General features: G+C 63.4%; 18 protein-coding genes. 5 read left to right on the top strand and 13 right to left on the bottom strand.

Translation table 11 applies throughout. From position 1 onward, the window contains the following. Window positions 1-3 precede the first annotated feature (3 nt). The 4 genes from ASD99_RS06250 to ASD99_RS06265 all read right to left on the bottom strand — a co-directional run bounded on the left by ASD99_RS06250 (window position 4) and on the right by ASD99_RS06265 (window position 6,526). Window positions 4-4,197, bottom strand: coding sequence for a YadA-like family protein (locus tag ASD99_RS06250; protein WP_057143039.1), 4,194 nt, complete (start codon window positions 4,195-4,197; stop codon window positions 4-6). Window positions 4,198-4,393: 196 nt separating this feature from the next. Further along, complete coding sequence (locus ASD99_RS06255) at window positions 4,394-4,912, bottom strand: AraC family transcriptional regulator (RefSeq protein ID WP_056582515.1); 519 nt, start codon at window positions 4,910-4,912, stop codon at window positions 4,394-4,396. A gap of 223 nt (window positions 4,913-5,135) precedes the next feature. Further along, a complete protein-coding gene (locus tag ASD99_RS06260) occupies window positions 5,136-6,041 on the bottom strand; it encodes a helix-turn-helix transcriptional regulator (RefSeq protein ID WP_057143040.1) in 906 nt (301 codons plus the stop codon). Between the two features lie 281 nt (window positions 6,042-6,322). Next, complete coding sequence (locus ASD99_RS06265) at window positions 6,323-6,526, bottom strand: hypothetical protein (RefSeq protein ID WP_057143041.1); 204 nt, start codon at window positions 6,524-6,526, stop codon at window positions 6,323-6,325. A 262-nt stretch (window positions 6,527-6,788) separates the two neighbouring features. On the opposite strand from ASD99_RS06265, the gene ASD99_RS06270 reads away from it, so the two are divergent. The 3 genes from ASD99_RS06270 to ASD99_RS06280 all read left to right on the top strand — a co-directional run bounded on the left by ASD99_RS06270 (window position 6,789) and on the right by ASD99_RS06280 (window position 9,623). Then, on the top strand, window positions 6,789-8,252 hold the full coding sequence (locus ASD99_RS06270) for a phospholipase D-like domain-containing protein (protein ID WP_057143042.1): 1,464 nt from the start codon (window positions 6,789-6,791) through the stop codon (window positions 8,250-8,252). 112 nt (window positions 8,253-8,364) lie between these two features. After that, window positions 8,365-9,213: an endonuclease/exonuclease/phosphatase family protein gene (locus ASD99_RS06275; protein WP_082583164.1), complete on the top strand. Its 849-nt coding sequence runs from the start codon at window positions 8,365-8,367 to the stop codon at window positions 9,211-9,213. Window positions 9,214-9,287: 74 nt separating this feature from the next. Then, window positions 9,288-9,623 carry a hypothetical protein gene (locus ASD99_RS06280; RefSeq protein WP_056582522.1) on the top strand — a complete coding sequence of 112 codons (336 nt, stop codon included), beginning with the start codon at window positions 9,288-9,290 and terminating at the stop codon, window positions 9,621-9,623. A gap of 53 nt (window positions 9,624-9,676) precedes the next feature. Here the strand turns inward: ASD99_RS06280 and ASD99_RS06285 are convergent, their stop codons facing one another. Next, window positions 9,677-9,859: a hypothetical protein gene (locus tag ASD99_RS06285; RefSeq protein WP_057143043.1), complete on the bottom strand. Its 183-nt coding sequence runs from the start codon at window positions 9,857-9,859 to the stop codon at window positions 9,677-9,679. Window positions 9,860-10,109: 250 nt separating this feature from the next. Here ASD99_RS06285 and ASD99_RS06290 point away from each other — a divergent pair, with 250 nt between their 5' ends. Together ASD99_RS06290 and ASD99_RS06295 are read left to right on the top strand one after the other, a co-directional pair. Continuing rightward, a complete protein-coding gene (locus ASD99_RS06290; RefSeq protein WP_082583168.1) occupies window positions 10,110-10,484 on the top strand; it encodes a hypothetical protein in 375 nt (124 codons plus the stop codon). A 264-nt stretch (window positions 10,485-10,748) separates the two neighbouring features. Next, window positions 10,749-11,606, top strand: a complete 858-nt coding sequence (locus ASD99_RS06295; protein ID WP_057143045.1) for a hypothetical protein — start codon at window positions 10,749-10,751, stop codon at window positions 11,604-11,606. Between the two features lie 291 nt (window positions 11,607-11,897). On the opposite strand, the gene ASD99_RS06300 is transcribed toward ASD99_RS06295, so the two are convergent. The 8 genes from ASD99_RS06300 to ASD99_RS06330 all read right to left on the bottom strand — a co-directional run bounded on the left by ASD99_RS06300 (window position 11,898) and on the right by ASD99_RS06330 (window position 20,927). After that, a complete protein-coding gene (locus ASD99_RS06300; RefSeq protein ID WP_057143046.1) occupies window positions 11,898-13,412 on the bottom strand; it encodes an aldehyde dehydrogenase family protein in 1,515 nt (504 codons plus the stop codon). A gap of 185 nt (window positions 13,413-13,597) precedes the next feature. Continuing rightward, window positions 13,598-14,872, bottom strand: a complete 1,275-nt coding sequence (locus tag ASD99_RS06305; RefSeq protein WP_056582535.1) for an RNA polymerase sigma factor — start codon at window positions 14,870-14,872, stop codon at window positions 13,598-13,600. Further along, on the bottom strand, window positions 14,869-15,243 hold the full coding sequence (locus ASD99_RS06310; protein WP_056582537.1) for a YciI family protein: 375 nt from the start codon (window positions 15,241-15,243) through the stop codon (window positions 14,869-14,871). Before ASD99_RS06310 ends, ASD99_RS06305 begins: the two co-directional genes overlap by 4 nt. A 108-nt stretch (window positions 15,244-15,351) precedes the next feature. Next, window positions 15,352-16,458: a DNA topoisomerase IB gene (locus tag ASD99_RS06315; protein WP_057143047.1), complete on the bottom strand. Its 1,107-nt coding sequence runs from the start codon at window positions 16,456-16,458 to the stop codon at window positions 15,352-15,354. A gap of 111 nt (window positions 16,459-16,569) precedes the next feature. Then, window positions 16,570-16,941, bottom strand: coding sequence for a hypothetical protein (locus tag ASD99_RS34575; RefSeq protein ID WP_244482744.1), 372 nt, complete (start codon window positions 16,939-16,941; stop codon window positions 16,570-16,572). Next, complete coding sequence (locus ASD99_RS34580) at window positions 16,941-17,507, bottom strand: glycosyltransferase family 2 protein (RefSeq protein WP_244497639.1); 567 nt, start codon at window positions 17,505-17,507, stop codon at window positions 16,941-16,943. Before ASD99_RS34580 ends, ASD99_RS34575 begins: the two co-directional genes overlap by 1 nt. Window positions 17,508-17,627: 120 nt before the next feature. Continuing rightward, on the bottom strand, window positions 17,628-18,512 hold the full coding sequence (locus ASD99_RS06325; protein WP_057143048.1) for a transglutaminase family protein: 885 nt from the start codon (window positions 18,510-18,512) through the stop codon (window positions 17,628-17,630). Between the two features lie 3 nt (window positions 18,513-18,515). Next, entirely contained in the window at window positions 18,516-20,927 is a 2,412-nt protein-coding gene (locus ASD99_RS06330; protein ID WP_057143049.1) for a circularly permuted type 2 ATP-grasp protein, read from the bottom strand. Between the last annotated feature and the right edge of the window lie 6 nt (window positions 20,928-20,933).

Below are 20,933 nucleotides of genomic sequence, written 5' to 3' on the forward strand. Positions count from 1 at the left end.
GCCTCAGTTCAACGTGAAGCTGATGCCGGCGCCGACGCCGACATGACCGCCAGCGGCCGTGCCCGACACGTTGCCGCGGATGCGGCCGTCCTCGCTCGTGTACCCCGCGCCGAAGGCCAAGGCGCTCGAATCCCGCCAGAAGCCGCCGCCGGCCGCAACGCTCAGCTTGCCAGGCCGGTCGTCGTAGCGCAGCGAGGCTGTGGCAAGGCCGATCGCCGCCGCCTGCCGGGCTTCGTCGCGTATGCCGCTCATGTCGGTATTGAGCTGGCTGAGCTTCTGGTCGGTATAGTTGTTGGCCTGCTGCAAGGTCGTGGCGGCCACCTTGTCGGTGTAGCTGTTGGACGTGTTGATGGCGTAATCCACGCGGTTGTTCATCTGGGTGACGTTGACCGCATCGGTGCCGGCAACGCCGGGACCGACATTGGAGATGACGACCGGCGCGTTGACGTCGCCGCCTTGCAGCGTGATGCTGTTCTTCTTGCTGCCGTCTGGATTGGTGTCATAGGTCACCGCATTCTGGGTGAGCGATCCGAGGCCCGATTTCAAATCCTCGACCGCCGTGTTGGTGGCGTAGAGCTGCGAGCCGTTTATCGCATCGGTGCTGCCGGCGTTGACCCGTCCGGCGGCGACATTGGTGATCGTCCTCTCGGCCCCGGCATCGCCGACGCTGACGGTTCCGGTCGGAGTCGTCCCGGCAAAGGCGTAGGTTCTGCCGTTGATGACGGTGCTGGAGGTGCCGACCGCGGCCTGCGTCACCGAGCCCGAACCCAGCGCCACATCGTTGGCGTTGTTGGCCTTGGCGCCCTGGCCGAGTGCCACCGCGCCTTGGCCCGTGGCTGTCGAGCCATTGCCGGCGGAAAGGCTGTTGGTGCCGCTGGCCACGCTGGCCGGTCCGATCGCCACGCTGTCGGTGCCGCTGGCGGTGGAGTCGGCCAGCGTCGAATTGGCGTGGAAATACTTGATGCCGCCGCCATTGCTGATGTTGGTCAGCGCGTTGTTGACGGCCGTGAACCCGTCATAGACGGTCGAATAATTGTTGCCCTGGATGGTATAGGTCGGGCCGGTGACCGAGCCGTCGGGATTGACCGTCGTGCCGCCGCCGAACAGGTTCGTGACGTTTTGCGTCACGCCGCGCAACTGCGAGACGTTGACGCCGTCTGTATCGGCCGAACCCGCCGCGACATTAGTGAGCTTGCGTTCGGCCCCTGCGGCGCCGATCGACACCTCGCCGACCGAGGTCTGTGGGCCTGCGAGCGCAAAGGCCGTGTAACCGGCCTGCGCGCCGACCGAGGTGATGGACTGAGCGCCCAGCGCGACGCTGTTGATGAAGGTGCTTTGGGCGCCGGCGCCGAGCGCCACCGACTGGATGCCGGACGCCAGCGAATTGGTGCCGAGCGCAAGGCCATCGGCCAGCATGACATGCGCGTTCTGACCGATGGCCGTGCCGCCCGGTGCGGTCTGGTCGACGATGGCGCCATTGCCGATGCCGACGCCGTTGTCACCGTTGACGACCGTCGTCGGGCCGACCGCGACCGACTCCGCCCCGACCGCAAGCGAGTCGCCGGCCGTCGAATTGGCGTGGAAATACTTGGTCGACGTCGCAGAGACCGAGGCGATCACCCCCTGCAGCTGACGGACGGTGACAGCATCCTGCGCCTGCGTGCCGTCCGCGACATTGGTGATCTGCCGGTAGGAGGTGGCGGTGCCGACCGAAACGGCGCCGAGCAGCGTCTTGTCGGTGGTGTTGTACTGGATGAAGTTGGATGGGCCGGCGGGCAGTTGCCCGGTAGCGGGAGCGATCGCGCGATCGGAGACCGAACCCGAGCCGAGCGCCACGCTGCCGTCGATGCTGGCGTTGCTGTCGCGGCCGAGCGCCAGCGCGCTGATGCCGGTCGCGGTCGCCTGGTAGCCGACGGCGGTGGAGCCGACCCCTTGGGCGAAGGAATCGGTTTGCGCCAGCCCGGCCTCGTTGGTGCGGGCGTAACGGATGCCTATGCCATTGGCGTCGGTATAGGCGGTCGAGGTGTCGCCGGCGATGTTGTTGATGGTGTTGCCGAGATCAGTCACGCCAGTGCCGATATTGGCAATGTCGGTCGTGTTCTGCGTCACCTGCTGGTTGGTGGCGAAGAGCTGCGAGCCGTTCACCGCGTCGGTCGAGCCGCCGTTCAATTGTCCGGCCGCGACATTCTGGATCTGGCGCTCGGCTCCAGCCGAGCCAACCGAGAAGGCGCCAGCGGGCGTGGTGCCCGCGAAGGTGTAGTTCACGCCGCCGATCGTCGCGCCGCCAACGGCGGTTGTCACACCCGACGCCGAATTCAGGCCGATTGCCACATCGCCGGCATTGTTGGCCACCGCGTTCGGGCCGACAGCGACGGAATCGGCTCCCAGCGCCTGGGAATCCGCCAGCGTCGAGTTGGCATGGAAATACTTGATGCCGCCGCCGACGTTGATGTTGTTGACGACGGCGCCGATGGCGTCGACGGCCTGGTTGGTGGCGAAGAGCTGGGAACCGTTGACCGCGTCGGTCGAGAGCGCGCTGATCCGCCCCGCTGCCAGATTGGTGAGGGTGCGCTCGGCACCGGGCGCGCCGATGCTGACCGTCGAGGTCGGCGTGGTGCCCTGAAAGACGTAGGTCGTGCCGTTGATCACGGCGCTGGGCGTGCCGACAGCCACGGCGGTCACTGAGCCCGAGCCGAGCGCCACGTCGCCGGAACTCGCCGCCGCCGTCGCGCCATTGCCCAGCGCGACATTGCCCGCAAGGCCGGCGGCACCTGCCGTGGAGCCGTTGCCCAGCGCCACCGAGCCTTGCCCGATGGCCTTGTTGTTGTTGCCGATCGCAACAGCACCGTTAGCCATATTGGCCGCGGTGGCGCTCGCCGTGCCGTCGCTGTTGGCGATGTTGTTGGCGCCGCCGGTGAAGGCACCGGTGCCGCTGGCATAACTGGGATCGCCGATGGAGACCGCGCCGTCGCCATAGGCGGTGTTGCCAGAACCGATGGAGACGGCCTTGCCGCCGGTCGCCACCGCATTGGTGCCCATGGCGATGGCCTCGGCCGAATCGGCCTTGGCGCTCGTACCAAAGGCGATGGCGTCCTGCGCACTCGCATTGGCCGACTTGCCGATCGCGCTGGCGTTCACGCCACTCGCCGTGGCGCCCAATCCCAGCGCGGTTGCGCTCGCGGCGGTCGCCGAGGCGTTGTTGCCGAGCGCCGTGGCGGAGACGTCCGTGGCCTGGGCGCCCGAGCCCGCTGCCACCGAGCCGACTCCACTCGATACAGCCTGGTTGCCCAGCGCCAATGCGAAATCAGCCGAGGCATTGGTGCTGGAGCCGAGCGCTGTCGCGTTCAGCCCTGTCGCGCTGGCCGACTTGCCCATGGCAACAGCACTATCCTTGCTGGCGACGGCTCCCCAGCCTGCGGCCGTGGCATAGTTGCCGCTGGCTGCGGAGCTGGTACCGAGGGCGGTGGAGTTCCCTCCCGAAGCAACGGAGAAAGTGCCCAAGGCGTTAGCACCGGCTCCGGTAGCATTGGCCTGAACGCCGAGCGCGACCGAATTGACGCCGCTTGAAATCGTGCCTGAGCCCAGCGCCATCGCGCCGCCGGCGCCTGTGGCCTTCGCTTGCAGGCCGAGAGCCACCGAGTATTGCGCCGACGCAACGGCTGAACGCCCTATCCCGATGGCGTCGACCTGCGAAGCGGTGACATCCGTGCCAATGCCGATGGCGCTCGTGGCAGTGGCACCCGTCCCCGCTGCGGTGCGCGAGCCAAGATAAATGGAGTTGATCTGGGTCGCGAGCGACTGGAAGCCGACCGCGACGGCATTCTGGCTGCCCGCATTGGCATTGGTGCCCTCGGCTATTGAATCGGCTCCGTTTTGCACGGCTCCGGATCCAAACGCGATACCGCGCACTCCGTTTGCCGTACCGCCACCGCCGAAAACCTGTGCTAATGCCGGCGTGGCGATGCCGCCCAATGCGATCGCACCCAGTGCCGCTGCCAGACACCTGCCAATGCCGAGCATGCCGAGCCCATGTCCCTGGCGGCGCATGCCGAGCACCCGGTGCGCCATACGCAGGACCGCCATCAGGCGTCGGCGCAGCGAGCGACAGCCGAAATCGGCGCCCGAGATCCAGTGCCCGGCGAAATGCGCCGCGCGACGCTGAACAAACGAGCCGCTCGAAATCTGATTGTCGGTCATGGTTCCCTCTCCGCTGGCCGGCACGAAATGTCTGACAATTCCGATCAACGACAGGAAGACATGATTCCCGCCTGCGGTATTTCATGAAATTGCTGTCTTGTGAGAAAAGAGCGGAGCAACCCCACAGAGGTTAACGGCCAGTTACTTTAGACATTGCTTTAAAACCAAAAGATCAAGCAACTCTGTAAGCAATGCTTCATTTGACCTTCGCGTTAAGATTGTCAATCCGAGCCTGCAACGGCGTCATCTGCCGGTATTTCTTCATCACGGTGGTAAAATGGCTCTGGCTTGAAAAGCCGCTCAGATGAGCGATGTCGGCGATCGTCATGCGGCTGTCGACAAGCAGTCTTTCAGCGAAATCCAACCGCAGATCGAGGACATACTGATGCGGTGGCACCCCGAACGTCCTCGAGAAAGCCCGCACGAAGTGATAGGGCGAAAGACCGCAAACAGCGGCCATCTCGGCAAGCGCCAGCTTGCGCGTGAAGTTCTCGTCCAGGAACTCCTGCACACGGCGTGTGCTGCGGACCGAAAGCCCGCCTTTCGCATTGAGAGTTGGCTGCCGCGCCGAATTGGTACCGAAAGCCGAGCCGGGGAAACCATCATCACCCGGCATTTTTTGGCCTCCTGATACGTCCCAGATGAAGTTCAATCCGAGGCCTCCCTCCCCGTTCCCCCGCAAAACAATTCGTGATTGATCGAGCCGCCCCTGCATCGCCAGTCCAGTTCATTTCATCGATCCGGCCACGTGGCGGATAATGTCGAGGCTGCGTCATATTCCGAATGGCTCCCACGCAGGCTTGGGCATGTTCGTGGCGGATGTATTTTGGAAAATACCGGAAGCTTTGTAGGAAATTCCGATCTTTGATCATGCATTGGTGATGCATCAGCAGGGCGGTCCCTTTGCCGTACCTTGAACTCTCTTTTTTGACCGAAGCCTATCCGGCCCTGGTCGGCGTCCTTCCCCTGTACTTCTTCATGGTCGCGGCCAGATGGCTCTGATCAGAAAACCCCGCGAGGTAGGCGACTTCGGCTATCGCGAACTCGCCGCCGACGAGCAGCTTGTCGGCAAGGTCCAGGCGCAGATTGATCAGATAGCGATGCGGCGGCATTCCAAATGTCCTGGCGAACCCGACTATGAAATGATTGGGGGAAACCCCCGCCACCGACGCAAGTTCGGCGACCATTATTTTCCGCACGAAATTCTCGTTGAGATACTCGCGCACGCGTCGGGCGCCAACGGGAGAGAGCCCGCCCTTGGGCGATGCTGTCTGCCTGTTGCAGCTTGTGTAGGTGCGCAGCAGGTGAACACCGAACACCGTGAGCAGCGAGTCCAGGTAAAGTTCGTTTGGAGGCAGCATCCCGGTCAGTTCGGCAGTGATCATCTGCGCAATATTGAGCGCCCTCAGGTCGACCGTGCCGAACGCGGGCGGCTCAAGCTCTGCGTCGGCGAGACCGGACTCGTGAGCTGCCAATTCCGACAATGCTTCCGGAGATATCGAAACGACAGCGTTTTCCCTGGTCTGCGACCAGGCGAGAGTACTGTCGACGCCTGCGGGATTGATGACCAGGCATCCGACCGGCGCATCGTATTCGGTGATCCTGTCGCTGCCTAGCGAGGCTCTCAACTTGCGGACGGGCCTCAGCACAATTCCCGTGGAATGCTCCTTGGCCAGAAATGTCTGCGATCCGGGACCACGAACGGAATGTATTACGCTGCCCCGCGCGGTGGCCCTTCTGGGCCCGGCACTTTCGGGAATTATGTCCAAGACATATCGAGCTGTCCGGTCCCCATCGACGCCTCGGGAATCGCCGCTTTCCCGAGCCTCGTCCGCATTCTTCATCGCCTGGCCTCAGCCGCTCTGCCCGCCGCCTGAAATGCCCCTTGACCCGACCCGAACCCAGCGTAACGCACATGCTGCGGATAGTGAATAACATTCGTGCGCAAAGAAAAAATTTTGTTCGGGATAAGAAGAAAAAATATGGCCGACAAAGGAAGTTCTAGAACATATTTTCCTACTCGATGGAGAGCCCCTCCATCAACGCAGCGCACCCATTGGGCTTGGGTATAATTCGGCCACTTCGGCGGGCCATGCAACAAGCCGACGCAGAGCTACCGGGTTGGTCATTGCAGATCATCTCGACGATTCTCGTACAAACCCCATGCAAGTTCCACAAAGGCCAAAAGAACATCCTCCTCGTTCCACCCGGCAGCGACTGCCGCCTGAACGATTTCACGGATGAGAGGCAGCAATTGGCGTTGGCATTCGGCCGATGTGTCGACAGCTGCGTTATCCACAGGAGGCCCATCGAAGTTGAACTTCACCATTCGGCGCCCCCCTCGCCATCAATCAAAATGTTACATCGTTAGTTTTAGTCCTGCTGATATATATTACATCCAGGACCAAAGCATAGGAAGCCTTGAAGAACCAACGGCGGCGAAGGACAACGCGCCGAAGCAGCCGCACATGCATGCCGCGCGGCGGCGTTATGCGCTAGCGAGTTCGGCTGGGCACACACAGGTCCGCACAGTCCGGCGACATGATCCGGCCGCATTGCCTTCTGCAACCGCTCGCTGGATAGTCTCGGCCATGTTGGAGACCCTGGCGACTCACTGGCCGCGAATTCTCGCCGTCATCTCGGTGGTGATGGCGACCGCTGGCATCGCCCACGCCGTCATGACCAAGGAGGATGTCCGCGCCGCCACCGGCTGGGTCGGCATCATGGTGCTGTCGCCGATCCTCGGCGTGCTGATCTATGCTGTCGCCGGCATCAACCGCATCCGTCGTGCCACGATCACCGCCCAGCGCCCGCTTGCCGGTGATGCTGTGTCCGCCAAGCACGAGCGCGACCTTGCCGCCGAAGAGGCCCTGATCGTCGAGCGGTACGGCCAGCGCTTCACGGGCTTGAGAACACTGGGCGACAGGGTGGCGCGGCGCGCGCTCAACCCGGGAAATGCAATCGATGTGCTGGAAACAGGTGACGAGGCCTATGCCGCCATGTGCGCGGCGATCGATGGCGCCGAGCGCAGCATCCTGCTGGAGACCTATATCTTCGACAATGATGCCGTCGGCCTGCTCTTCGTCGAAGCGCTGGCGGGCGCTGTCCGGCGCGGCGTCACCGTCCGCGTGCTGATCGACGCCGTCGGCGCCCGCTACTCCGTGCCGAGCATCCTTGGGCATTTGCGCGAGGCCAACATCACCGCCGATGTCTTCAACGGCAACATCGTCATGGGCCTGCGCCTGCCCTACGCCAATCTCAGGACCCACCGGAAGATACTCGTGGTCGACGGCATGGCCGCCTTCACCGGCGGCATGAACATCCGCAAGGGCTTCTCGGCCGAATTCGCCGGCTCCAACAGTGCCAGGGACACACATTTCCGGGTGACCGGTCCGGTCGTCGCCGACCTCCTGTCGGTCGCCGCCGAGGACTGGCGCTTCGCCGCCAACGAGGCGCTGAAGGGTGATGCCTGGCGGATTGCCCCGCTGTCACCGTCGCCCGGCGTGCCTATGCTGGTGCGGGCGGTCGCTTCCGGCCCGGATGCCAGCAACGAGACCAACCACAAGCTGCTGATCGGTGCATTCTCCGTTGCGCGCAAGTCGATCCGCCTGATGTCGCCCTATTTCCTGCCGGATCGGGAACTGGTCAGTGCGCTGATCACCGCCGGCAGACGCGGTGTCGAAATCGACATCGTCGTGCCGGCCGTGAACAATCTTTTCCTGGTCGACCGTGCAATGACCGCCCAGTTCGATCAGGTGCTGAAACATTATTGCCGCGTCTGGCGTACCGAGGGACCGTTCGACCATTCGAAGCTGCTTTCGATCGACGGTGTGTGGGCCTACGTCGGCTCTTCCAATCTTGACGCCCGCTCGCTGCGGCTGAATTTCGAGATCGACCTTGAGGTCCTCGACGCCGGCTTTGCCAGCGAGATCGAGGCGCGGATCGGGTCGGCGATCGCCTCCGCCGCGCCGGTGACGCTGGAAGCCTTGCGAGCCCGGCCGTTTCTTATCCGATTGTTCGACCGGGTCCTTTGGCTCGGTTCACCCTATCTCTAGGGCGGAGGTGCGTCGTTGTGGAGCTCGTCTGTCATGGAACATACGCCGACATTGCCTATTTTGACTGTATCCAGCTTCTGAATTGAAGCCAGCGAGGACGAGCAGCACTGATATGCAGAGAACTGGACGCAGCCTCCCGGCAAGCATGCTTCTGTCCCTTCGTGACCGCCGGATGCAGAAGGCAAACGCCGCGGCACACAAGACGACGGCCACCACTGGCACGCTGGTAGCCTCCTATAATGTCCACAAATGCATCGGCGTCGACAGGAAATTCGACCCGGAGCGGACCATCCGCGTCATCCGCGAAATCGATCCGGATGTCATTGCGTTGCAGGAAGCCGACAACCGTTTCGGCGACCGTGATGGGCTTCTCGACCTGCCCCGGCTCGAGCGGGAAACAGGCCTGGTTCCGGTGCCTATTTCCGCGACCGGCAAGGGCCATGGCTGGCATGGCAATGTCTTGCTGTTCAAGAAGGGCGTCGTTCGTGACGTGCATCAGATCAAGCTTCCGGGACTGGAACCGCGCGGCGCGGTGGTGGCGGAGATCGACCTCGATGGAAGCCAGACGCTGCGCATCATCGCCGCCCACCTTGGCCTGCTGCGCCGCTCGCGCTCCCAGCAGGCACGTGTCGTGCTCGACCTGATGAACAGCCCGGACGAAAAGCCGACCTTGCTGCTCGGCGACCTCAACGAATGGCGGCTCGGCAACCGCTCCGCGCTCAACACGCTGCATGCGACGTTCGGCCCGCAGCCGCCGGCGGTCCCCACCTTCCCCTCAAACCTGCCGCTGCTGGCGCTCGACCGTATCATGGCCAACAGGCACGGCATGATTGCGGCCGTCGACGCACATGACACGCCGCTTTCGCGCATTGCCTCCGACCACCTGCCGCTGACGGCCTTCGTGCGTTTGGAACGTGTCTCCGATAACGCCTTGATGTCTCCGGCGTCGCAAAGCGTGTAGATTCAAAGTGGAACGCCCGGTTCTTCCGCGAGTTGATACGTCGAGTTCATGTCTTTGACTCGCAGGAGAATGAAATGAAGAAACTGATTTTTGCTTCCGTGTTGGCATTTGCCGCGACTGCTGCGGTCATCGCGCCAACGCAGGCCGCAAGTGTGATTATCCAGTCCGACGACAACAACCAGTATTCACCGGACGATCAGTCCGACAACGGCGAAATTGTCGTTCGCCGCCATCACCGGTATAACAACGATAACCAGTATGGTGACGATCAGAACGGCAGCGTTCAGTTCGGTGATTACCAAGGTGGCGAATATCGCCGCCACCACCGGCATCACCGCTGCCACATCGAATTGGTCAAGCACTGGCGCCACCACCACAGGGTGATCGAGGAGGTCCGCGTCTGCGGCTGATCCTGGTCAGACCAACCGGCCGGCGAAAGCCGGCTGGCTTCATTTGGGCGTGATCAGTTGACGAAATAGCGCTGCCACTCGAAGTCGGTGATGTGCGACGCCTGCCAGGCGTCGAATGCCGCCTGCTCGGCTCGCCGGCTCCCGGCATAATTGTCGCGGAAGGCCTCGCCGAAGGCATCGGCGCAGAAATCGGATGTGGCGAACGCCTCGATCGACGGCAGCCTGCTGATGCGCATGTAGCCAGTTGCCGCAGGCCATGGTCCAGACCGCGACCCTCAAGCTTGAGAATTGCCAACTCTCTCAGCGATCACAATCTGTCAACTTTTCGTTCAATGCCACCATCCCAGGGATTCGAACGCCCCTATATGGATGTTGCGGGCCACGAACCGCCGGCGATTACAGGATCACCGCGACACGACGGAGCGGATTGCCCGTGTCCGGAAAGCGATATCCATACCGCTTTTCCCGTTGAAGGGAGGCGCGACCATGCGCAATTTCACAACGAGGATCATAACAATCGCATCGCTACTGGCGGCGATGCCGTTATCGAGTGCATACGCGGCACACCGCCACAGGGTCAAACCGCAGGCCATGTCTGTCGAGGCAAGAGCGGTCCTCGACCAGTTGCAGGGCGTGAAACAGGGGATTGTCGAGGCAAGGGATGCCAAGACGATCACCCCTGAGCAGGAGCACGATCTGATGATGAGGGCCGACAGCATCCATCGGTCGGCCACGGGCGGTGGCGCATACCAAGGTTTGCTCAGCCAGATCGAGAACCTGGATCAGCGACTGAAAGACGATTCAGGCGGCGGCTTCTACATCGGCGACGGCGCCGATGGCGGCTATTATCCCAACGGCTGACGCAGGCAGACAATGATCGCGCCTCCAGCGATTTTCGGGGGCGCCGGCTTTTCCGATGGGAGATAGAGAAGGCAAACACCTGCTGGACCGACGCGGCGTCTCCTATGCTCTGGTCATAGCAATCAGTTAGCACGCTGCGTCATGGACTGGCCGCTATCCGACAGGGCCTCTTCTCCAACTTTGGTACCCTCTGGACACAGCTGTGGAAGGCTGAAAAATGTGGACGCAACTCCGTGTTTGGAGTTGAATCGGAACATGAGGAGGATGGCGCTGAATCTGGAAGACATTGCCGGCCATCCGGCGCTGCATCGCTATGTTCAGGCACAGTCCCTGGCGCTGATCCGGATCTATGAAAAGAGCCCTCGACTGGCTTCCATTTTCGCCACGCAGCAGCGTTGGCTGATGGGCCATGTCGGCCTTGCCATGCATTTCAGGCGCGACCCGAACGACCGCCGCAAGGAACTGACGGTATCGCGTTTCATCGAGTTCGTGCACCAGCACGCGGTGGCCAGCCGCAACACGGCGGACGCTTTCATCAAGGAGATGCTGCACTACCACATTGCTGAGTATGTGTCGGGCGGGGACGGCCGTACGCACCCCTTGCAGCCGACAGCGGCCACCGTGCAGACTTTTACCGGTTGGGTCCTTGCCCATCTGCAGACGCTGGATCGTCTCGACGGTGGCGACAGGCTGGCCAGGTTCCTGGAGCGGCCCCAGATGGTTGCCAGGCTGCAGCCTCTGGTGGCGGACGGCCTGCTTGCCTCCAAGCCGGTGCGCGAGCCCAACCAGACCTTCTCCCTGTTCATCTGGCTCAACAATGGCGGCATCGTCATGGACTGGCTGATGTCGGGCATCGACCCCGATCATGCCGGCCTGGACCGGATTCCGACCAGCGTGGTTTCGATCGGAGATTTCGCCAAATGGCTGAAGCTCTCGCGGACCCACCTTGCCCGCAAGCTGCGCGCCGCCGAGGAACTCGGCAGCATCGGCTGGCTCGGCCAGCGCGGCCATTCGGTGATGTGGGTGTCGAGCACCTTCTACCAGGAGTACATGACCGTCCAGGCCGCCAAGCTGGCCATTGTCGATGCCGCCTTCGACGCCTGTTTTCCGCCGACTGGCTGAAATTGGGCCGGGGAGATTGCATCTGCGCAAGAAAATCGCCGCCCCTGCGTCCGGACACAGTAGCCAAAGGCTGAAAATGCGGTTGCGTCGTCGCAGCCGCGAGGCTGAATCGAAGCGTGGAGAGTGCTTGCCCGCCCAAGCCGTCGAGTTGGCTATCATCGATGCCGCCTTCGAGACGTGCCTGCCGCCGGCCGGTGCCGGCGATTGACTGCTGCCGGCGTTGTCGCATCCCGCGCGGGAGATGCGACAACGTGGAATGGTTTCCGCCGGGCGATCAGACCTCCGGCGTTCTCAGTCGATATCGAACGAAACGCCCTGGGCGAGCGGCAGCGCCTTGGAATAGTTCACCGTGTTGGTGGCGCGGCGCATATAAGCCTTCCACGCATCGGAGCCGCTCTCGCGGCCGCCGCCGGTTTCCTTTTCGCCGCCAAAGGCGCCGCCGATCTCGGCGCCCGAGGTGCCGATGTTGACATTGGCAATGCCGCAGTCCGACCCGTCGACGCCGAGGAAGCGCTCGGATTCCTGCAGGTCGCGGGTGAAGATCGACGACGACAGGCCGGCACCGACCGCATTGTGCTCGTCGAGCACGGCGTCGAAATCCGAATATTTCATCACATAGAGGATCGGCGCGAAGGTCTCTTCCGTGACCGGAGCCACCTGCTTCGGCATTTCGACCAACGCCGGATGCACATAATAGGCATCCGGATGACCATTCTCGACCCGTGTGCCGCCGGTCAGCTTGCCGCCATGGGCGGTGGCTTCCTTCAGCGCCTTCTGCATATTGTCGAAGGCCGCCTTGTCGATCAGCGGGCCGACCAGCGAAGCGGTCTCGAGCGGATTGCCGACCGATACGCTTTCGTAAGCCTTCTTGAGACGCGGAACCAACGTATCATAGACGCTGTCATGGACGAACAGGCGGCGCAGCGTCGTGCAGCGCTGGCCGGCCGTGCCCATCGCTCCAAAGGCAATCGCGCGCAGCGCCATGTCGAGATCGGCGGTCGGGCAGACGATACCGGCATTGTTGCCGCCAAGTTCCAGCACGGCACGGGCAAAGCGCTTGGCCAGCCGCGGGCCGACATCCCTGCCCATGCGGGTCGATCCGGTGGCCGAAACCAGCGCCACCTTCGGGTGATCGACCAGGATCTCGCCGACGGCGCGGTCGCCGATCAGCACCGGCGCCAAGCCTTGCGGTGCGTCCGCGCCGAAACGCTTGACCGCACGCTTGAAGATGGCCTCGCAGGCGAGCGCCGTCAGCGGCGTCTTCTCCGACGGCTTCCACACCACCGCGTCGCCGCAGACCAGCGCCAGGGCCGTGTTCCACGACCACACCGCGACCGGGAAATTGAAGGCCGAAATGACGCCGACGACGCCAAGCGGATGCCAGGTCTCCATCATCCGATGGCCCGGGCGCTCGGTGGCGATGGTCAGGCCGTACAATTGCCGGGAGAGACCGACGGCGAAATCGCAGATGTCGATCATCTCCTGGACTTCGCCGAGGCCCTCGGACGGGATCTTGCCGACCTCGATCGACACCAGTCGGCCAAGCTCAGCCTTGTGCGTGCGCAGCTCCTCGCCCAGCAGCCGTACCAGCTCGCCGCGCCGCGGACCCGGCACCATCCGCCACGCCTGGAACGCCGTGTGCGCGGCATCGATGGTCTTTGCCGTCTCGGCCGGCGAGATCGTCTTTAGCGCCGCGATCTGTTCGCCCGTCACCGGGCTGCGCACGATCAGGTCGCCGCCGACAAGCGTCTCCTTGGCCACACCCAGTTTCGCCAGAAGCTCGGTTGTTTCCTTCGCTATCGTCATTTTTGTCCCTTTCAGATCCCGTCGCCATCATATGGCGCTGGGTCAAGCCTTCGCCGTGTCGCCCGCGTACCGAAAGGTACTTCAGGCACAGTCATGGCGTGGCATTACTCGTTTCAGGGAAGAATCGCCACCCCGGTATGGTCCAAGGTCGGCTGACACGATTAAGCCAGATGGGCAGACGGCGCTCAGTTTGCCTTTTTCGCCGGCGGGCGCACGGCACCGTCCTTCATCAGCCGATCGATATGCATGCGGATATGGGCCGCTTCCGCCGCTGTGTTTGCCAGCGCAATGGCACGGTCGAAGGCGACACGCGCCTCCTCGCCCCGGTCAAGCTGCATCAAAAGGCCACCCTTGAGGCCGAAGAAGTGGAAATAGCCGGAGAGCCGGTCCTCCAGCGGCTCGATCATGGCGAGCGCCTCTGCCGGACCACGCACCTTGGAGACCGCGACGGCCCGGTTGAGCGTGACCACCGGTGATGGCTGCATCTGCTCGAGCAAGCGGTAGAGCAGGTCGATCTCGTTCCAGTCGGTGTCCTCGGCCTTTTCGGCCCGCGCATGCAGCGCGGCAATAGCCGCTTGCACCTGATAGGGGCCGGGCTTGCGATGGCGCAGCGCCTTGTCGACAAGCGCCAGCCCCTCATCGATCATCTTGCGGCTCCACAGGCCGCGATCCTGATCCTCGAGCAGTACGATCTCGCCGCTCTCGTCAAAACGAGCCGGTGCCCGTGCATGCTGCAGAAGCAGCAGTGCCGCCAGCCCCATGATCTCCGGCTCGGTCTGGAACAGCCGCAGCAACAGCCGTGCCAGCCGGATCGCCTCCTCGCACAGCGGCGCGCGAGCCGGTGCCTCGCCGCTGTTGGTCGAATAGCCCTCGTTGAAGATCAGGTAGACCATGGCGGCGACAGCGGCGAGCCGTTCCGACCGCTCGACGGCGCCTGGGGTCTCGAACGGCACGCCGGCGTCCGCGATGCGCGCCTTGGCGCGGGTGATGCGCTGCTCCATGGCGCTTTCGCCGACCAGGAAGGCGCGCGCGATCTGCTTGACGGTGAGGCCCGAGACAATGCGCAGCGCCACCGCGATCTGCTGCGTTGCCGGCAGATCGGGATGGCAGCAGATGAACAACAGCCGCAGAATGTCATCGCGGTAATGCGCCCCGTCCAGCCGCTCGGCGATATCGCTCTCGGCGTCCTCCAGGTCGGAAATCTGGTCTTCCTCCGGCATCGGCGCCTGCTTGGCGCGCTTGCGCACCGCATCGATGCCGCTGTTGCGGCCGACAAAGATCAGCCAGGCCGCGGGGTCACGCGGAGGCCCGTTCTGCGGCCAGTTCTTGATGGCCCTGAGGCACGCATCCTGGAAAGCTTCCTCCGCCGTATCGAGATCGCGGAAATAGCGCAGCAGCGCGCCCATCGCCTGCGGACGGGCGGCGCTGATCGCCGAGCTGATCCAGGCGAGTTCGGTCATGCGGAAACCTTGGTGGGGTTGAAGACGGAGACCGGCCGAATCTCATAGGAGCCGCCACTCGGATTGACCTCGGAAAGCTCGCGAGCGAACTCCACGGCCTCATCGAGATCGGCGCATTCGAGCGTGTAGAAACCGAGGAACTGTTCCTTGGTTTCGGCAAACGGCCCGTCGATGACAACCGATTCGCCCTTGACTTTTCTCAGCGTCGTCGCCGCCGTGGTCGGTAAAAGCCGCGCCACCGGGCCAAGCCGGCCGGCCTTGGCATACTTGTCCTGGACGTCGAGGAGATTAGCCATGACCTCGTCGTCCTGAGCCTTGCTCCAGGAGCAGACGACGTCTTCGGAAGCATAGCAGAGGATTGCGTAGAGCATGGCTGGTCCTTTTCTCTGTCAAAGGACGAAACAGTAAGACCGATCCCGACACGACGTCGATAAAAAAATCCCGATGCCGTGGATTTGACGGCGGCCGGTGGTCGCTAGTCAGCTTTCGCGCATCTTCAGCCATCGCAGCACGAGAACTTCCTCGTCATCGAGACCATCGATCGCGCGCTTGCGCTTGTTGGCCTGAGCCATTTCGTCCAGCAATCGCCCCTCTGACCAGGCGTCGAAGACCTGCGGATGGATGTAGCATTTGCGGCAGACGGCGCGCGTGTTGCCCAGCCGCTCGGCAACCTTGTCGATGACGCTGTTCATCACCCGCTTTTGCTGCGCCTGGCTTTGCGGCAATTCCGTCTGTGCAAACAGCGAGGCTGCATGGATGGTGCCGCCCCATGTGCGGAAATGCTTCGAACTGAATGCATCCCCTAAGGCCTCGCGGATATAGCGGTTGACGTCCTCGGAACGGACCGGCCGCCTGCCGCCGTCCTCAGCGAGATACTGGAAAAGCTTCTGGCCAGGCAGGTCCTGCGCGCCACGCACGATTCCAGCGATGCGGCGGTCGATCAGCTTCAGCTTCCACTCCTTGCCGGACTTGCCCTTGAAGGCAAACCGAAGGCTTGAGCCGACGATATCGACGTGGCGGTCGCGCAATGTGGTCAGCCCGAAACTCTTGTTTTCGCGGGCGTAGGCGGCATTGCCGACCCGGATCATCGTGTTGTCGAGCAGCCAGACGACCGTGGCGACGACACGCTCGAGCGGCAGGCCACGACGGCGCAGATCGCTGTCGATCCTGCGCCGCAGGTTCGGCAGGCTTTCGGCGAAGGCGACAAGGCTCGAATATTTGGCGCTGTCGCGTTCTTCGGCCCATTGGGGATGGTAGCGGTATTGCTTGCGTCCGCGCTCGTCCCTACCCGTTGCCTGGATGTGGCCGTCGGCTTCGGGCGAAATCCACACATCCGTCCAGGCCGGCGGAATGACGATCGCATCGATGCGCGCCCTGATAGGGTCCGGAACCACCCGCCCGTCCGGCCCCTTGTAGGAAAACCCCTTGCCTGTCTTCAGTCGCCGAATACCGGGCTCGGCATCGCTGACATAGGTAAGCGACGCATGATCGGCCGAGCTTTGCGCCCCGTTCTTCGGCTCGCTATTTTTCGGCACAGTATCTTCCTCAGCCGAGCGGCTGGGCGACAATCCGGATTTTTGCAGCATGTCAGCTCCACGCAAATATCCGTAGATAAGCTACTGGCCGATTGCTGGTTCCACTCGCGTCCGAAAAGCCTGTGCGACGATATAGTGTCGGTCCCGGCGGAACTGGCGCGCCTACAGAGCGCCCTGTAGCTGGATCAACGACGCGGACAAACGCCGCCGCGCTGCGAGCTGGAACTTGTAGCGCAGACAGCGCCAGGCTTCCGAGCGTCGCTTTGGGGCTGCCGCGGCCACCGCCAGGAAGCGTGCCGCGGTGTCCAGATCGCCGCGCGCATAGTGGACCCGGGAGATCTTGAGGGCGACAAGCCCTTCCCTGGCCTTGAGCGCCGAGATCAGGATGTTACAGTCGGTAAGCGTGCGCAATTGTCGGCGCCAATCCAGGAAGCGCCTTACCGGATTGATCGCAAAGCGGTCGCCGGAACGTTCCGGCGAAACCTCGCAGACCATGACGGGTTGCGAAACCATGGCCAGCGATGCCTTGCTCATCAGCCGCGCCCAGAACAGCGTATCATGTCATAGGCCAATCCGACCGGGAATCTCGTCTCGCCGATCAGGGATCGGGATTCCAGAACGCTGCCCACGGCGACCGAATGTATGTCGCCTTTCGCATAGGCCGAAGCATTTGCCAGGCACACGGCCCGATAGCCGTTTGGCACCTTGATCTGTCGATCCTGGCCGTTCACCCGTCGCCGGTAGGCGCTTACGATCATATCGGCGTTAGGCTGCTCCTCCACCTGCCGGAGCAGCAAGCGCAATCCGCCTTGCAGGTGCAGGTCGTCGGCGTCGATCAGGTATACCCAGGGATGGACCGCCTCCGCCAGCGCCACATTGCGGGCACCGCCGGCATCGCGGCAACTGGCCGGCAGCACGCGCAACGGCAACGACAGTTCCGCCGCGGCCTGCCGCGCCACAGCCGCCGTGCCGTCTGTCGATGCATCGTCGACCAGCAGTATCTCGCCGATGATGTCGGCCTCGCTGCGAAGCGACGCCAGCGTTGCCGTGATGGTCGCCGCCGCGTTGCAAGCAGGAATGACGACACTGATCGCTCTCAATTACAAAACCCCGCGCCTCGCGCTTGAGGATACAATTATCGTCCACCTTGAAATGAATGCAGATTAGCGATCACGTCGTTGTTTGAGAGTCTTGTCTGCCAGCAATTGCAGCGGATGCTTTCAGGTCTTTTCGAGCACGACTGGAATGACGTCGACAGCTTGCTCGCCGACCTGTCCCCCCGTTGTCTTGAGCACGCCGACGATCGGCGCCACGTCCGAATAATCACGGCCGTAACCGACGGTGATGTGGTCGTTACTGGCCCGCATGCCGTTGGTCGGATCGAATTCCTGCCAGCCGGCATCGCGCCCGCACCAGACCTTGACCCAGGCATGCATGGCATCGGCGCCTTCCAGCCGGGGTTTGCCCTTAGGCGGGCTGGTGCGCAGGAATCCGCTGACATAACCCGCCGGAATGCCCAGACCGCGCAGGCCGGCGATCATGATGTGCGAAAAGTCCTGGCAGACGCCGCGCTTCAGCTTGAAGGCATCGCTAGCCCGGGTTCGCACCGTGGTCGCTTCGTCGTCATAGGTAAAATCGCGATGGATCCGATTGCACAGGTTCATGGCCGTGCCGGCGGCGGAGCCGGCGATGCTGTCCCGTGCGTAGGTGGTGATCGCAGCATCGATACCGGCGTGAGTGCTGGCCGTCAGAAAATGGTGCGGTGCGTCAGGCGCCAGCGACCGCACCGCGGCGAGTTCCTGCCTGAGCCGGCCGATATCGGGCGACACGTCGAGCCCGGGCTCGGGCCGCGACACCGATATGCGTGCGCTCATCCTTATGTCGAGCGCGTCATGCGCATCGCGAAAGGCGATCGAGGTGACGTTGTTGCCGAAGAAATCTGAGAAGTCGGAGCGCTCGTTGGGCGCCGGTGCAAAGGACAGAGATGCGGCGATGACGCGCTGCACGCCGGAAATCGTCGACGGCAGCACGTGGATCTGATGGCGGCCGCCGCCGGCCGCCGCGGCATAGTCGTAGTGGAGATGAAGCCTGATGTCGTAAAGCATGCTTTATCCAAAATAGGCTTTGGCGAGGCTGTTGTAGAGGCCGCCGATTTCGTAGGCGAGCTCGTCCAGCGCCTTTGCCGTCATGTCCGAAGGCTCCTTGATGGCGATCTGGGTGTTGAGCTGCAGGATCTCTTTCGCCGCCGGCGACATGTGCCCCTCGCCGCCGACCAACGGCAACAGGCCGATCTCGGCCTTCAGCCTTTCGAGCTGGAACAGGATGGAGCGCGGATTGAGCGGATCGAGCGCCAGCAGGTCGATCACCGTGTGCCCGCCGGCCTGCACCGGATATTGCCGGCGGTGGGTCATCACGCTGTCGCCGATCTCCAGCATCATGTCGAGCGCGCCGTCCGGCGCCTTGGCGCTGGTCAGCCGCGACAGGGTGCGGGCGATCTGGATGCCGCGCTCCAGCCGGCGGCCGATCTCGAGGAAACGCCAGCCGGCGAAGCGGTACATGTTCTCGTGCAGCAAGCCGGAAAAGCCGGCGAGCTTGCGCAGGATGACCGTCATCGCCCGGGTCGCGTCGTCGCCGGGCGCCACCGTCGTTGCAAACTGATGGATGGTCTTCGACAGGTCCTTCAGGGCCAGCCAGCCATCGGGCGAGAAGCGGTCGCGGATCTGCCCGGCGCTGTAGACCGCGCTGTCGAGCGTGCCGATCAGCCCCGACGGGATCGCCGCCTCGACGTCGACACCGAACGGTTCGAGATAATCCCTGATGTCGGCGAGCAGCGGCATGTCCGGGTCGGAGGTCTCGGCCAGCCGCACATGATAGGCGCGCAGGATGCGCACCGTGTCTTCCGACCGCTCGATGTAACGGCCGAGCCAGGTCAGGTTCTCCGCCGCGCGGCTGGGCAGGCTACCAGGCCTAGTGCGGGCAAAGCTGTCGCCTTCTTGCGGCAACAGCGTCTCGCGCTCTACCGGTTTGTCGCTGACAACCCAGACATCCGCTGCCTGGCCGCCACGCTGCATCGCGATCGCCGTCGGGTCGAGCGACAGGCCGACGCGGGCAAAACCGCCCGGCATCACCGTCCAGCCGTCCGGCGTGCGCGCCAGATAGACGCGCAGGCTCGCAGGCCGCGGCTCCAGCCAGCCGCCGACATAGACGGGCGTCGTCGAAAGCGTCACTGCTTCCTGGCCGACGAAGTCACCGCCATAGCGTTCGATGCGCGCCACCAGCTCCGCCCGCTCGCCGGCGGACAGCGCCGAGCCGAGCTTCGTCTGTTCGTCATCCTCGAAGGCAAGTCTCGTCGACAGCGCCGGCCCGATAACCATGCGATCGATATTGGCCAGCACATGCGCGCGTTCGGTTGCTTGCCCACACCACCATGTCGCGACACTTGGCAGCAGCAATTCCTCGCCCCGCAAGGCACGCGAAATCTTCGGCAGGAAGGCGAGCAGCGCGCGCGTCTCCATCAGACCGGAGCCCAGCGCATTGACCGTCGCAACCGCGCCATGGCGGATCGCCTCGACCAGGCCCGGCGTGCCGATCTGCGAATCCGCGCGCAGTTCGAGCGGGTCGGCGAAGGCGGCATCGAGCCGCCGCCACAACACGCTGATCGGCATCAGGCCGGAAACCGTGCGAACCATGAGCCGGCCGCCTGAAACGGTCAAATCCTCGCCTTCGAGCAGCATGATGCCGAGATACCGGGCGATATAGGCGTGTTCGTAATAGGTTTCGTTGAGCGGCCCCGGCGTCAGGATGGCGGCGCGGCCGTCGGTTTCCTTGGCCATGCCGATCAGCGCATCGCGAAAACGGCGGAAAAAGCCCGCAAGGCGATGCACATGCATCTCGCCATAGATGTCGGACAGCGCGCGTGTGGTGGCGACGCGGTTTTCCAGCGCAAAGCCGGCGCCGGACGGCGCCTGGGTGCGATCGCCCAGCACCCACCACTGGCCATCAGGCCCGCGGCCGAGCTCGAAGGCGCAGAAATGCAGGAAATGGCCACCGGCCGGCCTGGTGCCAACGACTGGCCGCAAATATTCCGGACTGGCCGCGATCAGTCCCGCCGGCAGGATAGCTTTTTCGACCAGCCGGTTGGGCCCGTAGATATCCGCAATGGTTTCCTCGAACAGCTCGGCGCGTTGCACGAGGCCGGCGCTGATCGCAGCCCACTCGCTCTCCTTGATGAGAACCGGGACATGCGCCAGCGGCCATTCGCGCTCATTGGCGCCAGCCTTGTCGTAGACGCGGTAGTAGACCCCGGCATCACGCAGATATTGGTCGGCGCGGGCGAAACGCTGGCCGAGCTTTTCAGGCCCCAACTCGTCGAGCGCTTCGATGAAGTGCCTCCAGACCGGGCGGGGATTGCCTGATGCATCGACCATCTCGTCGACGACGCCGTCGATCGGCTGGTAGTGCTCCAGCAGGCTGTGTATCTGCGGCTTGCCGCGTACCCTCTTGTGATTCCCCTTTGCCATCGCTGA

Origin of the sequence: Mesorhizobium sp. Root695 (assembly GCF_001428185.1) — a bacterium.
Taxonomy (GTDB): domain Bacteria; phylum Pseudomonadota; class Alphaproteobacteria; order Rhizobiales; family Rhizobiaceae; genus Mesorhizobium.

Excerpts from the sequence above, each read along its gene's own strand:
- ASD99_RS06315 (WP_057143047.1), bottom strand. The coding sequence starts at position 16,458 with ATGCTGCAAAAATCCGGATTGTCGCCCAGCCGCTCGGCTGAGGAAGAT.
- ASD99_RS06280 (WP_056582522.1), top strand. The coding sequence starts at position 9,288 with ATGAAGAAACTGATTTTTGCTTCCGTGTTGGCATTTGCCGCGACTGCT.
- ASD99_RS06305 (WP_056582535.1), bottom strand. The coding sequence starts at position 14,872 with ATGACCGAACTCGCCTGGATCAGCTCGGCGATCAGCGCCGCCCGTCCG.
- ASD99_RS06300 (WP_057143046.1), bottom strand. The coding sequence starts at position 13,412 with ATGACGATAGCGAAGGAAACAACCGAGCTTCTGGCGAAACTGGGTGTG.
- ASD99_RS34575 (WP_244482744.1), bottom strand. The coding sequence starts at position 16,941 with ATGAGCAAGGCATCGCTGGCCATGGTTTCGCAACCCGTCATGGTCTGC.
- ASD99_RS06295 (WP_057143045.1), top strand. The coding sequence starts at position 10,749 with ATGGCGCTGAATCTGGAAGACATTGCCGGCCATCCGGCGCTGCATCGC.
- ASD99_RS06285 (WP_057143043.1), bottom strand. The coding sequence starts at position 9,859 with ATGCGCATCAGCAGGCTGCCGTCGATCGAGGCGTTCGCCACATCCGAT.
- ASD99_RS06250 (WP_057143039.1), bottom strand. The coding sequence starts at position 4,197 with ATGACCGACAATCAGATTTCGAGCGGCTCGTTTGTTCAGCGTCGCGCG.
- ASD99_RS06330 (WP_057143049.1), bottom strand. The coding sequence starts at position 20,927 with ATGGCAAAGGGGAATCACAAGAGGGTACGCGGCAAGCCGCAGATACAC.
- ASD99_RS06275 (WP_082583164.1), top strand. The coding sequence starts at position 8,365 with ATGCAGAGAACTGGACGCAGCCTCCCGGCAAGCATGCTTCTGTCCCTT.
- ASD99_RS06255 (WP_056582515.1), bottom strand. The coding sequence starts at position 4,912 with ATGCAGGGGCGGCTCGATCAATCACGAATTGTTTTGCGGGGGAACGGG.
- ASD99_RS06290 (WP_082583168.1), top strand. The coding sequence starts at position 10,110 with ATGCGCAATTTCACAACGAGGATCATAACAATCGCATCGCTACTGGCG.
- ASD99_RS06270 (WP_057143042.1), top strand. The coding sequence starts at position 6,789 with ATGTTGGAGACCCTGGCGACTCACTGGCCGCGAATTCTCGCCGTCATC.
- ASD99_RS06310 (WP_056582537.1), bottom strand. The coding sequence starts at position 15,243 with ATGCTCTACGCAATCCTCTGCTATGCTTCCGAAGACGTCGTCTGCTCC.
- ASD99_RS06325 (WP_057143048.1), bottom strand. The coding sequence starts at position 18,512 with ATGCTTTACGACATCAGGCTTCATCTCCACTACGACTATGCCGCGGCG.
- ASD99_RS06260 (WP_057143040.1), bottom strand. The coding sequence starts at position 6,041 with ATGAAGAATGCGGACGAGGCTCGGGAAAGCGGCGATTCCCGAGGCGTC.
- ASD99_RS06265 (WP_057143041.1), bottom strand. The coding sequence starts at position 6,526 with ATGGTGAAGTTCAACTTCGATGGGCCTCCTGTGGATAACGCAGCTGTC.